The 14,695-nt window shown below is 68.1% G+C and carries 13 protein-coding genes; 7 read left to right on the plus strand and 6 right to left on the minus strand.

Going from position 1 to position 14,695, the window contains the following annotated elements; genetic code table 11:
- Positions 1–2: 2 nt before the first annotated feature.
- Both SHTP_RS29660 and SHTP_RS04350 read right to left on the minus strand, forming a co-directional pair.
- Entirely contained in the window at positions 3–1,511 is a 1,509-nt protein-coding gene (locus SHTP_RS29660) for a PE family protein (protein ID WP_096369877.1), read from the minus strand.
- Positions 1,512–1,630: 119 nt separating this feature from the next.
- Positions 1,631–2,554, minus strand: coding sequence for a class I SAM-dependent methyltransferase (locus tag SHTP_RS04350; protein WP_096369878.1), 924 nt, complete (start codon positions 2,552–2,554; stop codon positions 1,631–1,633).
- 80 nt (positions 2,555–2,634) lie between these two features.
- Between SHTP_RS04350 and SHTP_RS04355 the strand changes: the two genes are divergently transcribed.
- Positions 2,635–3,441, plus strand: coding sequence for an enoyl-CoA hydratase/isomerase family protein (locus SHTP_RS04355; protein ID WP_096369879.1), 807 nt, complete (start codon positions 2,635–2,637; stop codon positions 3,439–3,441).
- Positions 3,442–3,444: 3 nt separating this feature from the next.
- Here SHTP_RS04355 and SHTP_RS04360 read toward each other — a convergent pair whose 3' ends face one another.
- The 4 genes from SHTP_RS04360 to SHTP_RS04380 form a co-directional block, all read right to left on the minus strand.
- Positions 3,445–4,314: an LLM class flavin-dependent oxidoreductase gene (locus SHTP_RS04360; protein ID WP_096369880.1), complete on the minus strand. Its 870-nt coding sequence runs from the start codon at positions 4,312–4,314 to the stop codon at positions 3,445–3,447.
- 144 nt (positions 4,315–4,458) lie between these two features.
- Positions 4,459–5,223, minus strand: coding sequence for an STAS domain-containing protein (locus SHTP_RS04365; protein ID WP_096369881.1), 765 nt, complete (start codon positions 5,221–5,223; stop codon positions 4,459–4,461).
- Between the two features lie 556 nt (positions 5,224–5,779).
- Entirely contained in the window at positions 5,780–7,084 is a 1,305-nt protein-coding gene (locus tag SHTP_RS04375) for a DUF4873 domain-containing protein (RefSeq protein WP_096369882.1), read from the minus strand.
- Entirely contained in the window at positions 7,081–7,986 is a 906-nt protein-coding gene (locus SHTP_RS04380) for an AurF N-oxygenase family protein (protein ID WP_015357044.1), read from the minus strand. Before SHTP_RS04380 ends, SHTP_RS04375 begins: the two co-directional genes overlap by 4 nt.
- A gap of 155 nt (positions 7,987–8,141) precedes the next feature.
- Here SHTP_RS04380 and cobF point away from each other — a divergent pair, with 155 nt between their 5' ends.
- The 6 genes from cobF (at position 8,142) to SHTP_RS27910 (ending at position 14,646) form a co-directional block, all read left to right on the plus strand.
- The gene (gene cobF, locus SHTP_RS04385; protein ID WP_096369883.1) at positions 8,142–8,885 is read left to right on the plus strand and encodes a precorrin-6A synthase (deacetylating); all 744 of its coding nucleotides are present in this window, start codon (positions 8,142–8,144) and stop codon (positions 8,883–8,885) included.
- A 170-nt stretch (positions 8,886–9,055) separates the two neighbouring features.
- Complete coding sequence (locus SHTP_RS04390) at positions 9,056–10,771, plus strand: PE family protein (protein WP_096369884.1); 1,716 nt, start codon at positions 9,056–9,058, stop codon at positions 10,769–10,771.
- A gap of 75 nt (positions 10,772–10,846) precedes the next feature.
- On the plus strand, positions 10,847–12,556 hold the full coding sequence (locus SHTP_RS04395) for a PE family protein (protein ID WP_096369885.1): 1,710 nt from the start codon (positions 10,847–10,849) through the stop codon (positions 12,554–12,556).
- A 118-nt stretch (positions 12,557–12,674) separates the two neighbouring features.
- Positions 12,675–13,736, plus strand: coding sequence for a PE family protein (locus SHTP_RS29665; RefSeq protein WP_096369886.1), 1,062 nt, complete (start codon positions 12,675–12,677; stop codon positions 13,734–13,736).
- A 47-nt stretch (positions 13,737–13,783) separates the two neighbouring features.
- A complete protein-coding gene (locus tag SHTP_RS27905) occupies positions 13,784–13,987 on the plus strand; it encodes a DNA-formamidopyrimidine glycosylase family protein (protein ID WP_172900502.1) in 204 nt (67 codons plus the stop codon).
- A gap of 191 nt (positions 13,988–14,178) precedes the next feature.
- A complete protein-coding gene (locus SHTP_RS27910; RefSeq protein ID WP_172900628.1) occupies positions 14,179–14,646 on the plus strand; it encodes a zinc finger domain-containing protein in 468 nt (155 codons plus the stop codon).
- Positions 14,647–14,695: the final 49 nt, after the last annotated feature.

Here is a 14,695-nt window from a genome sequence, read left to right on the forward strand (position 1 = left end):
GGCTAGCCGGGTAACCCGAGTGCGCCGAATATCCGGCCGCCGGCGCTACCGGCACCCGGGATCGCGCCGGCGCCGCCGGCACCGCCGTCCCCGATCAGACCGGCGTTGCCGCCATTGCCCGTGGTGGCACTGACGCCGCCCGCGCCCCCTCCACCGCCCGTACCGTAGAACCATCCGCCGGCTCCGCCGGTGCCACCGCTGCCGCCCACTCCCGCGTCGGAGAACAGCAGGCCATCGCCCCCGGCGCCCCCGGAGCCGCCGACGCCGATCAACCCGGCGGCGCCCCCGGTGCCTCCGGCCCCGCCCATGTCTCGCAGCAGCCCGCCGGCCCCGCCGGCCCCACCGGATCCGCCGGATCCGCCCGCGGCACCGAAGGGGTTGGCGGCGCCGCCGGTGCCTCCGGTACCGCCGGTGCCGCCGGTGCCGAACAACCCGGCCGCCCCGCCGGCCCCACCCATGCCGCCGACTCCGCCAGTCCGGTCGGCCTCGCCGCCCTGTCCGCCATCGCCGCCGCTGCCCGCGATACCGGAAAACAATCCGGCGTTGCCGCCGTTACCGCCGTTGCCTCCCGAGCCGGAATTATCAGAGCCTTGGGTTCCAGGACCACCGCCGGCCCCGCCGGTGCCGCCGTTGCCCCAGAGCCCGGCGGAGCCCCCGTTGCCGCCGTTGCCGCCCGGCCCGCCATTACTGTTGAAACTTGCCGGCCGACCGGCACCGCCGGCCGCGCCATTGGCGCCGTCGCCACCGGCACCGCCATTGCCGATCAGACCCACGCTCCCGCCGTCTCCGCCGGCCCCACCATTGAAAAAGAACTGCTGTCCCGCGCCGCCGGCACCACCCGCGCCGGCATTGCCGAACAGCCCCGCGTTGCCGCCGTTGCCGCCGGCACCGCCGCCGATCACGAACAACGGGCTATCCCCGCCGCCTCCACCGGCGCCGCCGTCGCCGAACAGCATTCCGCCGTGCCCGCCGGCCCCGCCGGCGCCGCCCGGCCCGCCAAGCCCGCCTGCCCCGCCGTTGCCGATCAGCCCGGCGCTTCCGCCGTTACCGCCGGCCACACCCTGGTTCGTGCCGGGCGCGCCGTTGCCGTCGTTGCCGAACAGCAGCCCGCCGCCGTCGCCGCTTTGCCCAGGCGCGGCACCGTCAGCACCGTTACCGATCAGCGGGCGCCCCAGCAAGGCCGTGCTCTGCTGGTTGATCACGTTCAGCAGTTCCTGCAGCGGGGATGCGTTGGCGGCTTCGGCGCCGGAATAGGAGGCCGCCGCACCGCTCAACGATCGCCAGAACTGCTGGTGAAATGCGTTGGCTTCTAAACTGATTGTTCGATAGTCCTGGGCATGGTCGGCAAATAGCGACGCCACCGCGGTCGATATCTCGTCGGTACCCGCGGCCAGGATCTCGCTGGTCGAGGGCAGTGCCAAAGCATTGGCGGTGCTCAGGGCCGAGCCAATTCCTTCCAGGTCAGCCGCCGCGGAAGCCAACAGTTCCGGCACTGCCATCACATACGACATGTTTGTCCCTTGTGTTCTGGTGAGTAGGCGGGAAAGTGCAGCGTATCGCGATACCGAACTGCGTCGTCGTGTTCTGCGAGTATCGTTGTCGGACTTGCTTTCTGGATGTCGTGCTGTTGCTAGTCGGTGGAGCGGACCGCGGTCACGAAGCCGATCGTGCTGGCCGGGCTCTGCCGGTCGGCCGCGGTCAGTTCCGCAAGCCCGGCGGCCAGGACCAGATCGTCATGGTCGGCGGTGGCCGTCTTCCAGTCGTGTGATCGCAGATAGGCCGCGACGTCGGTGTGCTCACCGGGATAGGTCAAGCCGGCGATATCCATGTCGAGTCCATGGGCTCGCCATCCCTCGGTCATCTGCTGCGCCAGTTGCTGGGACTCCGCCGATGACCCATTGATGGTTCCGTAGTCGGCGGCTAGCCGGCTGCCGACGGCGCTGAGCTCAATGACATTGTCCAGCAATCGAGTTTCGGCCTCCGGAGGAAGGAAACCGATGAGCACCCCTTCGGCCAGCCAGGCGGTCGGGCGGGCGGCGTCGAAACCCGCTGCCCGCAGCGCGGACGGCCAGTCGTCGCGCAGGTCGATGCCCACCGGATGGTGGTCGGCGGTTGGGGATGCACCGAGTCGAGCCAGCGTGGTGGTCTTGAATTCGATCACCTCCGGCTGGTCGATTTCGTACACCCTCATTCCGGTCGGCCAGGGCAGCCGGTAGGGCCGCGCGTCAAGGCCGGAGGCCACGATCACCACCTGGCGCAGTCCCGCGGCGATCGCATCGGCAAAGAACTTGTCGAAAAACAGTGCACGGGCGGCGAACGTGTCCACCATGCGCGCAAATCCGAGACCGGCTGCAACCTCGTCGAGATCAACCTCGCCGGAGGCCGCCCGGGTGAACAAGTCCAGCCCCACGGCGCGGACCAGCGGCTCGGCAAACGGGTCGGCGATGATCGGCCGTGACCGCCGGGTTGCGGCGGCCCGCGCCGCGGCGACCATGGTGGCGGTGGCGCCCACACTGTTGGCCAGGTCCCAGCTATCGCCCTCGGTTCGTGCCATCTTCTTCTCCTTCGACTTGGGCAGGCGTCAATCCACCGTAGGCCGTGTCGGTAAACGGTCACGTCGCCTACCGTTCGGGTATGGCTGCAGTGGAATTGCAAACTCTTCAGCACAACATTGCTTGCGTCACCTTGAACCGGCCGACCCGGTTGAACGCCATCGACGGATCGCTGCTCGACGCGATGGACGACGCCCTCGACGCGCTGAGCGGGGGCGAGTTTCGGGCCGCGATCCTGACCGACGCCGGGCGCGGGTTTTGTGCCGGAGCGGATTTGAGCGGCACCGGACAGCCTTGGACGAAGGCCACACCCACCACCCCGCCGTTCAAGGCCACCTACGATGCCCAGGTCAGACTGGCCGACCAATTGACCCGGCTCTACGAGCTGCCCATTCCCGTGATCGCGGCGGTCAACGGCGTCGCGGTCGGTGGCGGGCTGGCCTTTGCGCTGCATTGCGATATCCGGATCGCTGCCGAAGACGCCAGGTTCGGATCGGTGTTCATCAAGGCCGGGTTCTCGTCGATGGACATGGGCACCAGTTATCTGCTGCTTAGAATCGTCGGTGCCGGGGTGGCGCGCGAACTCATGCTGACCGGCCGCATCATCGACGCTGTGGAGGCCTATCGGATCAGGCTGGTGCACGAGGTGGTGGTAGCGGACGAATTGTTGACTGCGGCGCAGAAGCTGGCCGGATCGATCGCCGAGAACAATGCGTATGGCGTGTGGCAGGCCAAGATTGGGCTCAACGCGGCGCTGGATGCCCCCAGCCTGCAGCATGCCAAGGAAATCGGGAACCGTACCCAGATTATCAGCGGCTTCACCAACAACCCGGCCGAGGCCGCCCGCGCGCATCAGGAGAAACGTCCGCCGGCATGGGATTCGCTGTAGCGTCTAAACTTTCGAGATAATCTTCTCGGCGAACTTTTCCAGGTGGGCGATCTTGGTCTGTAGCGGCTCGGTGTCGGGACCCTTGATGTAGGGCATCCGGAAGCCCACGATGACGTCGGTGACTCCTTTGTCCTGCAGCCGCTTGATGCCGTCGACGGTGTAGGCATCCATTGAGATCACATGGATTTCGAACGGGCCGGTGTGCCCCTCTTCCTCGCGAAAGTGCTGAAGTTTGCTGATCAGGCGGTCGAGTTCGTCGGGATCGGTGCCGCCGCCATGCATCCAGCCATCCAGGCGCGCCGCGCGCCGAAGTGCGGCATCGGCATGGCCGCCGACCAGGATCGGGATCGGCGCGGTCGGGGCCGGGCTCATCTTCGTCTTGGGAATGTCGTAGAACTCGCCGTGGAACTCGAAATATTCACCGGTGGTGCGTCCTTTGACGATTTCGATGCATTCGTCAATCCTCTTGCCGCGCTTGGCAAAGGGCACACCCATCAGCTCGTAGTCTTCCGGCCATGGACTGGTGCCCACGCCCAGCCCTACCCGATTGCCGATCAGCGCGGCCAATGAACCGGCTTGCTTGGCGACCAGGGCGGGGGGCCGGACGGGGAGTTTGAGGACGAAGAAGTTGAACCGCAGTGTCTTGGTGACCGCGCCCAATGCCGCGGTCAGGACGAAGGTTTCAATGATCTCCTTGCCGTCGAGAAACTCGCGATTGCCGTCGGGTGTGTACGGATACTTCGAGTCGGACTCGTAGGGATAGGCGAGGCTGTCGGCGATCGTCATGCTGTGGTAGCCGGCCGCCTCGGCGGCCTGTGCCAGCGGGACATAAAACGACGGGTCGGTCATCGCCTCGGCGTAGCTGAACCGCACGTCATCCCTCCCTTCTGTGAGCGGGCATCCAGATCGATACTAGAACGTGTTCTAGTGCAATCGCGGCGAGTCCGGACAACCGCGGCTACTCGGCCGGCGCCCAGCAAGCACGCGGGATGAGGGCCCGGCTCACACCGTCGCCGGCTAGAGCTGGTTCTCCGGGCCGATGATCGCCCACACCGTCTTGCCGGTCGCGGTGGGAGTGCTGCCCCACGCGCGGCACAGCGCTTCCACGATGGCCAGGCCGGACACGTCGATGCCTTTTGGCGGAGTCTGCAACCGGATAGCCGGGGCATTCCTGCCGTCGGAGACGGCGATGGTGGCCGCGGTGCCGTCGCACTGGACCTTGATCACTGGGGCGCTTCCGGTGTGCTCCAGCACGTTCTCGACGAACACGTTGACGATCACCAAGGCGACCGGTATCAGCCCGGGTTTCGACCACGACGTGAGCCACTCGCGGACCAGCTTGCGGGACTCGCGAAGGCTGCCCAGGTTGGCGGGCAATTGCAGCTGGGCATACCGCACCTCGCGTCGCGCGAGCCGGCCGACGGCCTTGATGGCGCCTTTCTCGGTGGGGTACACCGGCATGAAACGGGTAACTCCGGTTCGGGTGATCAGTTCCCGGCCGGCGCGACTCGCGCACACCAGCAAGATGGGGACATGCTGCGGGGTATCGACCTGCCAGCGTGCGCTGACAAAGATGGACCAGGACGCTTCGTCGGGTACCTGCAGGGCGCTGACGTTGACGACGACGGCGGACGGCTCGTCGAGCGTGGCCTTGATGATGGCATCGCGCAGCGCCGCGCAGTTGGTGGAGTCGATGGCGCCCTCGACCGAAAGGACCACCAGCGAGTCTTCGCTGCGCGTGTCGATGGCCAAGGCGTTGGGAGACTTCGCCGTCGCGTTCACTGGACCCGCTCCCGCTTCCGCGAGCTGATCATCGCCCCGACCGGCGGCCGGTGCCTGGCTAGCCGATCTGCAGACATCCCGAACCGGTATGCCAGCTGCATCCTGTCCTCCGGTTCCATGTCGTGCTCCTCGAACTCCCGCCCGTGAATCGTTAGAGGACACCGACTACATCGGTGGCGCAAACTTCCATTTTCGGCCAATGCGGACGCTTTGGGTACATCGGGTGCCATCTGTCTCGCCCATGGCCAAGAGACGGGAAATTTCGTCGGCTATCGATGGTTCGTACCCGGACCGGGTAGATCGGCGCGGCCGGCAAATCCGTGCAGCATGCCAAGGGCGGGCCGGGCGGATCCTGCCACCGCGCCCGCCTGAACTGCCGACCGCTATCGCAGACCATGCCGTTCTCGCTTGTGTCGTCGTCCGCCACCGCACGAGCCACCCAGGATGGTTACCCACACACGTGCGCGGCCAACCCAAGGCTGGGATGGGTCAAGCCTATCGGGCTTGGATCGGACAAGCGCGACGACTACGCGCCCGACGGCCGACGCAGCGACGCCTACCGGCCGCTGTCCGCATAGGGGGGTGCGCCCAGTCCCGCGACCGAATGGGTGCCCCACGGCGTTTGCTCGATGACACGTACCGCGGCGCTTCGTTCACCTACGGTCAGGGTGCCCGCCCTGGCCTGCTTGAGCGTGTCCCGCGGAAGCGGATCAAGGACCGTTCCCTGCCAGTGGTAATTGCCGTCGATCGGGTTGAGGTGGCCGGCAAGGCGCACATGCACCGCATGGCGGACGCCGCCAATCTCCAACGTGGCCGCCCCGTCATAAATGTTGGGGATATTGGGAATGCCAGTGTCTTCGGGCGCCCCGGCGGACAGGTCGAACGCCCGAAGCGGCTGGTATGGCTGCACCGGCCTTAGCTGGGCGCGCTCGTTGAACACTTGCTGGCTGCTGCGCAGCACCTCGATGCGGGTGCTGGCGGTGCGTTGCAGCAGGTCCACGCACTCGGCGACGTAGCTGATCTGCGCGGCGACGTCGGGACCGCAGATGAAGAAATAGTTGGGAAACCCGTGCACGGCAACACCCAGGAAGGCCTCCATGCCCGGGTACCAGGCCTGTTGGATGGTCAGTCCGCGCGTGCCCACCAGTGTCGGTTCAACGGTCTGCTCAGGGATGGTGAATCCGGTGCCGTAGATGACGGCGTCGACGGGGCGCTCGATGCCATCGTTGGTCCGGATGCCCGACGGGGTGAGCGCCGCGATGGCTGATGCTGCGATCGTGGGCGCCCGCCGCGGTCGCTTGGCGCCGATGCGGCCGAGTAGCCATCGCTTGGCCTGGGGTGGGTGGCGTGCCAGGTCAGTGACCACGCGCCGTGGTCCCTGGGCGAACACGGTGACCGATGCCGCGGAGTCCGCCCACTCATCGATCCAATGAGCGACGTTGGAGTCGGTGCCCAGCACCGCAATGCGTTTGCCCGCCGGACGGAAAGCCGGGTCGGGTGCGCCCGCGTGAAACGACTCGCCCCGGAAATCGTTACGCCCGGCAAAGTCGGGTGTCCAGGGGACGTACACCGGCGGACAGGCTGCCACGACCACGCGGCCGCACACGGTGGCGCCATCGGCCGTGCGCAGCGCCCAGGTGTCGGTGTCGTCGTCGAAGGCCGCGCCGATGACCCGGCCGGGTCGCAGCTGCGAGTTGGCGGGCAGGCCGGGGGCGTGGTCGAGGATGACGACGTCGCAGACGCCGGCCGCCAGCAGTGCCGCATGCACACTCCGGCCACGGAACCCCGCCCCGATGATGACTACGTCGTGACAGTCGTGGCAGTCGCGGGGGGCCCGCGCGACACCGGGGGTGTGGGTCACAAGAACCTGCTGCGCTTCCAGCCGCGCCGCGCGATCGGTCCGAGCAGGCCCACCTCGGTCAGAAAAGTGGCCAGCGGTGCGAAGCCGGCGATCTGTATTTCGCGCCGATGTGGGCTGCTGCGCGCGATCCGGCGGGCCCGCTTGGGGTCCAGGCCCGCCCGTGCGTACGGGATCGGATTGCTGAACAGATAGTTGAAGAAGTACCCGCCGAGCCCGTTGATGTTGGCCATGAACCACCGGTTGACCCGAGGCATCTCGCCCACCCGCTTGCGTGCGCCATCCCGCGCGAATTGGATGTGGCGCGCCTCCTCGGTCACGTGAATCCGCATGAGCCGCTGGATGATTGGCTGCAGTTCCGGATCGTCCATCATCTGGCGCTGCAGCGAATCGAAGATCTCCTCGCCGATCAGCGCGGCCACCCATAGCATCGAACCCCGCTGAAAGGCCAGCGGAAGGGTGTTGATGACCATCCGATGCAATCGCCGTGGGCGTACCGGCTTGGCGCCGATGCGCTCGATGGCTTTGCCGAACATGACCATGTGGCGGGTCTCGTCGCCCAGCTCGGTCAGCTTGTAATGCGTCGAGCGGCTGGTCGGGTCCTCGTGCAGGATGGTGCGCAACAGCGATTGGTTGAGCATGTTCTCGAACCAGATCCCGGCCGAGAGCGTATTGACCAGCTCTTGGCGGGACAGCTCGATCTGCTGCTCGCGGGTCATTTCGTCCCACATCTCGGTGCCGTATAGCGACACCAGCCTGGGGGGCAGGTAGAACTTGTCCGGGTCCAGCGGGGCATCCCAGTCGATGTCGACGATGGGTTCGTAGGACTTTTTGACCGAGCCTCTGAGTAGGCGTTCGGAGAACTCTTCACGACCCGGCCCACTTGGTTTCACCGCAGTGGTCATCGCTTGGCGTCCCTTCATTAGGTGCTTCAGACGTTAGGGAGATCACACTCGATAGTCAATACCCATGGTACTGGGTATCGCTGGTAACGGATAGGTATTTCGCGATCTCAATTACGTTGTGTTGCAAGACCCCGACGACCTCCCGGAAGGACGCCATGGTGAGTCGGCATATTCACGTCATCGGTATCGGCGCCGGTGATCCCGACTATGTGACCGTCCAGGCGATCAACGCGCTCAATGACACGCAAGTGTTTTTCGCGATGGACAAAGGCGAGGCCAAAAGTGAGCTAGTGGAGTTGCGCCGTGCGATATGCGCACGATTTATCCGCGAGCCGAGATATCGCTTCGTCGAGTTGCCCGACCCCAAGCGTGCGGTGGATGCCCATTACGAGGACGCGGTTTCGCAGTGGCACGCGCAGCGGGCGCGGATCTGGGCGAGGGCCATCAGCACCGAACTGGGGCCCGGTGGGGTGGGGGCTTTTCTGGCCTGGGGCGACCCCTCGCTCTATGACAGCACCCTGCGCATCCTGGATGCGGTGTCCGCCGAGGTGGACTTCAGCTACGACGTCATCCCGGGCATCACGGCAGTTCAGGCGTTAACGGCCCGGCATCGAATTCCGCTCAACGACGTGGGCGCGCCCGTCGTCATCACCACGGGCCGGCAATTGCGCGCCCGCCAAGTCGCCCGCACGGCGGTAGTCATGCTCGACGCCGATTGCTCGTTTCGGGCCTGCCCGCCGCAGACTCGCATTTGGTGGGGCGCCTATCTGGGCACCGGAGACGAACTGCTCGTTGCGGGCACGGTCGGCGAAGTCGGCGAGCGCATCGCGGCATTGCGTGCCGAGGCTCGAGCGCGCCACGGCTGGATCATGGATACCTATCTAATTCGAACTTATTAAGGGCTTGCGTAGGCGAGCGCGCTGAACTGCACTGGCTCAATGATGAATTAAGGATTTGGTTTAAGCGCCAGTATCGGGCGCTAGATCGCGCTAGCATCGGCGTCCTACTCAACTTGTGTCGAAGGTCACGTTTTGGCAGTTGCGCTGTCGTGGGGTCGGGAGGTTTTTCAATGTCGTGGGTGATCGCAGCGCCCGAGTATGTGGCAGCAGCGGCCAACGATCTCGGGGGTATCGATTCGACTCTTGCTCAGGCCAACGCGGCCGCGTTGGCACCGATCACCACGGTGTTGCCCGCAGGCGCCGACGAGGTGTCGGCTGCGATTTCGTTCTTGTTCGGTGCGCACGCCCAGGCCTACCAGGCGCTCAGTGCGCAGGCTGCGTCGTTCCACCAGCAGTTCGTCCAGCTGATGAGCGGCGGTGCCACGGAGTATGCCGCCGCCGAGGCGGCCAACGTGACGCCGATGCAACAGGTCGAGAACCTGGTAAATGCACCGGTGCTGGGTCTGACCGGGCGTCCGTTGATCGGCAATGGTGCCAACGGAGCCGCGGGCACCGGGGCGGCCGGGGGTGATGGCGGCTGGCTGTACGGCAACGGCGGCAACGGCGGCTCGGGCGCGGCGGGCCAGGCCGGTGGTAACGGTGGGTCGGCCGGGCTGTTGGGCAATGGCGGAAACGGCGGCGCCGGCGGAGCGGGCGCCGCGGGTGCCTCGGGGGTATCCGGCCAGGCCGGTGGTAGCGGCGGTATGGGTGGCAGCGGTGGGTTGCTGTACGGCCTGGGCGGCACCGGCGGTATGGGTGGCCTTGGCGGCAACGGTGGCGCCGCCACCACGGCCGGCACCAATGGTGGCGCCGGCGGCGACGGCGGCCTGGGCGGGCGCGGCGGATTCTTATTTGGTGATGGCGGGCTAGGGGGTCAGGGCGGCGACGGTGGCGACGCCACCGGCTCCACCAACGCATCAGGTACCGGCGGCACCGCGGGCTCCGCCGGCAACGGCGGCGACGGCGGCCACAGCGGATGGTTGTACGGCAACGGCGGTAACGGCGGCAATACCGGCAACGGTGGGACATTCCAGGCCAGCGCCGACACCATCTTGTCCGGTGCCGGAGGTGGAAACTTTGCGGTAACCGGCGGTAATGGCGGCGACTCCGGGCTGTTCGGCATGGGCGGCGCCGGTGGTAACGGCGGCAACGGTGGGGCAGGTCAGGCCGCCGCCGGCGACCTGACCTTTGCCGGCGCTGGTGGTGACGGCGCCTTCGGCGGTAACGGCGGCAACGGCGGGTTCATCTGGGGCAACGGGGGCGTCGGCGGCGACGCCGGGGACGGTGCGGCCGGCGGAGCGGGCACCAACAACTTCCAGTCGTATGCCGGCGCTGGCGGCTTCGGCGGCTTCGGCGGTACCGGCGGCCAAGGCGGTCTGTTCGGTAACGGCGGTAACGGTGGCAGCGGCGGTAACGGCGGCGACGGCGGCGGGGGTGCGCGCAATGGTGCCGATGCCGGTCCGGGCGCGCTCGGCGGCCAAGGTGGCAGCGCGCTGCTGTTCGGCAACGGCGGCGCCGGCGGAGATGGCGGTGCTACCGGGACGCCCGGCACCTACAGCGATGGCACCGGTACCGGCAGCGTCTACCAGACCAGTGACGGCGGTGGTGGCGGTGACGGCGGCTTCTTCTTCGGTAACGGAGGCAAGGGTGGCGCGGCGGGCAGCATCCCGGCAGGCTTCATGGCTCCCAGCGAGAACGGCATCGGCGGTACTGGCGGTGACGCCGGGCTTATCGGCAACGGTGGGGACGGAGGGGCCGGTGCCCCCGCCGCCCAGGGCGGTATCGGTGGCTTGGGCGGTTCCGGCGGAAAGCTGTTCGGCACGGCTGGGGCGCCCGGACCGGCGTAGCCGCCGATTGCCAGGCGGGTGCCGCCCCATCCGGATCGCGATTGAAACCCTTGGTAGCCGTCAGAGGAGCCATCGATGTCTTACCTCTTCGCTGCGCCCGAGTTAGTTGCTTCTGCAGCAACGGATTTGGCGGGCATCGGTTCGTCGATCAACGCGGCCAGCGTTGCCGCGGCGGCACCGACGACGGGGGTACTGGCCGCCGGGGCGGATGAGATTTCTGCAGCCGTGGCGGGAATGTTCGCCGCACACGCGCAGGCCTATCAGGCCCTCAGCCAGCAGGCGGACACATTTCACGCACAGTTCGTGAAGCTGCTGAACTCCGGCGCCAGCGCCTACACCGGCGCCGAGGCGGCGAATGTGTCGCCGCTGCAACAAGCCCTTGACGCTCTCAATGCGCCGGTACAACAACTGACCGGCCGCCCGCTGATCGGCAACGGCGCCGACGGGATCAACGGGACGGGGCAAAGCGGCGGTGATGGCGGCTGGCTACTCGGCAACGGCGGCAAGGGCGGGTCCGGCGCGGCGGGTCAGGCCGGCGGGAACGGCGGGTCGGCCGGGCTGTTGGGCAACGGCGGTGCCGGCGGTGCCGGTGGCGCCGGTGCGTCCGGGGCCGCCGGCGACAGTGGCCTGACCGGCGGCAACGGGGGAATCGGGGGCGCGGGACGATTTCTGTACGGCCTCGGCGGCAATGGCGGGATCGGTGGCCACGGCGGCGACGGCGGCGCGGCCACCGGAACCGGCACCGACGGCGGCAATGGTGGTAACGGCGGCCTGGCCGGCGCGGGCGGACTGCTCTTCGGCAACGGTGGAGTTGGTGGTCAGGGAGGCGACGGTGGCGACGCCACCGGCGGCAGCGCCACATTCAGTGGCGGCCTCGCGGGCTCGGGTGGCAACGGCGGCAATGGCGGTCAGAGCGGGTGGCTGTACGGCAATGGTGGGGACGGCGGAAACAGCGGTAGCGGTGGCACCTTCGAGAGCGCCGGGGGCTCCGTCCTCAGCGGCGCGCAAGGCGGTGGTTTCGCCGCCTCTGCCGGTAACGGCGGCAATTCCGGGCTGTTCGGCAACGGAGGCAGCGGCGGCAACGGCGGCAACGGCGGACTCGGCCAGGCCGCGAGCGGCGACGATAGCCAGGGCGGCATAGGTGGCGATGGCGCGCAGGGCGGCAACGGTGGCAAGGCGGGCTTCTTCTACGGCAACGGCGGCAATGGCGGCTTCGGCGGAAACGGCGCCAATGGCGGAGACAACTCCGGCACGTCATCTGCCGTCAACGGTGCCGGCGGCATGGGCGGCTGGGGCGGCGCCGGCGGCCAGGCGGGTCTGATCGGCAACGGCGGCACCGGGGGAGCCGGCGGCAGCGGTGGTGCCGGCGGGAGCGGCGGCACCGAAAACGGCGACGCCGGTCCCGGCGGGTTCGGCGGCCATGGCGGCGACGCGCTGCTGTTCGGCAACGGCGGCAACGGCGCCAACGGCGGAAACACCGGGGCCCCCGGGACGCTCAGCGGCGGCGGCACCGGGACCGTGTACCTGACCAGCAATGGCGGCGACTGCGGTCAGGGAGGCATCTTCTTGGGCAACGGCGCCAACGGTGGTGCGGCCGGGAATGTGCCCGCCGGCTTCATGGCGCCTTCGCTCAACGGTATCGGTGGTGACGGCGGCGACGCCTTCCTGATCGGCAACGGTGGCAACGGCGGTGCCGGTGCCGGTAGCGACCAGGGTGGCACCGGCGGCACCGGTGGAACGGGCGGATTGCTCTTGGGCCTGCCCGGGTTGGAGGGGCCCGCATAGCCCGCCACACACACGAGTATTTGCCGAGCCCGATGTCGGGCCCAGCCCGCAGCGTCTGACTCGGGCTGCAATGCGAAAAATCCCGCGGATATGTCGGGATCTCACAGGAGGTCTTTAAGTGTCCTTTCTCTACGCCGCACCCGATTTCGTGGCCGCTGCGGCCACCGATTTGGCCAGTATCGGTTCGTCGATCAATGCGGCCAGCGTTGCCGCGGCCGCGCCGACGACGGGGATACTGGCCGCCGGCAGCGACGAGGTGTCTACGGCCATTGCCGGAATGTTCGCCGCACACGCTCAGGCATATCAGGCGCTGAGCACCCAGGCGGACCTGTTTCACGCACAGTTCGTGCAGCTGCTGAACTCCGGCGCCAGCGCCTACACCGGCGCCGAGGCGGCAAATGCTTCCCCGCTGCAACCGGTACTGGACGCGGTGAATGCGCCGTCGCAGGCGCTGACCGGGCGTCCGCTGATCGGCAACGGCGCCGGCGGCGCGGCGGGAACCGGGCAGAACGGCGGCGACGGCGGCTGGTTGATCGGCAGCGGCGGCAGGGGCGGTTCCGGCGGCGTCGGCCAGAAGGGCGGCAATGGCGGCTCCGCCGGCCTCTGGGGCAACGGCGGTAACGGAGGCCTCGGTGGTGAAGGTGTCCAAGGCGGACCGGGCCACCCCGGCCAGGCCGGCGGTAACGGCGGTAACGGTGGCAACGCCGGCTTGCTGCAAGGGGTTGCCGGAAACGGCGCGGCTGGAGGGTTGGGCGGCAACGGCGGCACGGTGGGTACGGGTCAGAGCACCAACGGCGGGGCCGGGGGCGATGGCGGTTCCGGCGGCTCCGCGGGGCTGTTCGGCGGCGGCGGTGCTGGGGCGCTCGGTGGCGACGGCGGAAATGGCGTGGGTAGTGACGGGAGCGGCGGCGGCGCCGGTAGCGGTGGCGACGGCGGCAACGGAGGATTTTTCTACGGCGACGGTGGCAACGGTGCCGACGCCGGTAGCCCCGGCGCAGGTCAGTCGTCATTCGGCTCGCTCGGCATCGCGGGCGAGGGTGATGGCGGCGATGGCGGGATTGCGTTTCTGATCGGCAACGGGGGCAACGGTGGTGCCGCGGCCGCATTCGGCTTCCATGGTCTTGGCGGCAACGGTGGATTGCTGTTCGGCAAGGCCGGGGCCGACGGTCCGGGTAGGTAACCTGGCGCGGATGGACACCCCGTTGCGACCATCGGCACACTGAACAGGTGCCCGAACTCCCGGAGATCGAAGCGCTGGTCGACCACCTGCGCCGGCACGCCGTCGGGACCACCATCGGCCGCGTCGATGTGGCCGCGCTGTCGGTGCTGAAAACCTTCGACCCGCCGATCAATGCCCTGCACGGCCAGACCGTGACCGGTGCGGGCCGGTGGGAAAATACCTGGGGGTGCAGGCGGGGCCGCTGTGGTTGATCGCGCACCTCTCGCGGGCGGGCTGGTTGCGCTAGTCGGACAAGCTGGCGGCGGCCCCATTGCGCCCAGGCAAAGGCCCGATCGCGTTGCGCGTCCATCTCGGCACCCCCGGGGTGGCACCCGGCTTCGATCTCACCGAAGCCGGGACCCAGAAGCGCCTGGCAGTCTGGCTGGTCGAGGATCCGCGGCAGGTGCCCGGCATCGCCACGCTCGGACCGGATGCGCTCGAACTCGGGCCCGAGGAGCTGGCCGGCGTCTTGGGCCCCCACACCGGCCGGATCAAGACGGTCATCACCGATCAGAAGGTGATCGCGGGCATCGGCAACGCCTACAGCGACGAAATCCTGCACGTCGCGAAGATCTCGCCGTTCGCCACGGCCGCAAAACTGTCCGAAGAACAACTTGCCGCCTTGCACGACGCGGTGGTTTCCGTTCTCACCGACGCGGTCAGCCGTTCCGTCGGCCAGGGCGCCGCCACGCTCAAAGGGGAGAAGCGTTCCGGCCTGCGGGTGCACGCGCGCACCGGCCTGCCGTGCCCGGTGTGCGGGGACACCGTGCGAGAGGTTTCGTTCGCGGACAAGTCATTTCAATATTGCGCGACCTGCCAGACCGGCGGCAAAGTGCTGGCCGACCGGCGCATGTCGCGGCTACTCAAGTAGTGGCGCTCGAGCATCGCGGCGCTGCGCAGGGTAACCGCCCGTCGGCCCG

This window comes from Mycobacterium ulcerans subsp. shinshuense (assembly GCF_002355775.1).
Taxonomy (GTDB): Bacteria; Actinomycetota; Actinomycetes; order Mycobacteriales; family Mycobacteriaceae; genus Mycobacterium; species Mycobacterium marinum.

Coding starts and splice junctions, on each gene's coding strand:
- SHTP_RS04350 (WP_096369878.1), bottom strand. CDS start 2,554: ATGGCACGAACCGAGGGCGATAGCTGGGACCTGGCCAACAGTGTGGGC.
- SHTP_RS04380 (WP_015357044.1), bottom strand. CDS start 7,986: ATGACCACTGCGGTGAAACCAAGTGGGCCGGGTCGTGAAGAGTTCTCC.
- SHTP_RS04390 (WP_096369884.1), top strand. CDS start 9,056: ATGTCGTGGGTGATCGCAGCGCCCGAGTATGTGGCAGCAGCGGCCAAC.
- SHTP_RS04395 (WP_096369885.1), top strand. CDS start 10,847: ATGTCTTACCTCTTCGCTGCGCCCGAGTTAGTTGCTTCTGCAGCAACG.
- SHTP_RS29660 (WP_096369877.1), bottom strand. CDS start 1,511: ATGTCGTATGTGATGGCAGTGCCGGAACTGTTGGCTTCCGCGGCGGCT.
- cobF (WP_096369883.1), top strand. CDS start 8,142: ATGGTGAGTCGGCATATTCACGTCATCGGTATCGGCGCCGGTGATCCC.
- SHTP_RS04355 (WP_096369879.1), top strand. CDS start 2,635: ATGGCTGCAGTGGAATTGCAAACTCTTCAGCACAACATTGCTTGCGTC.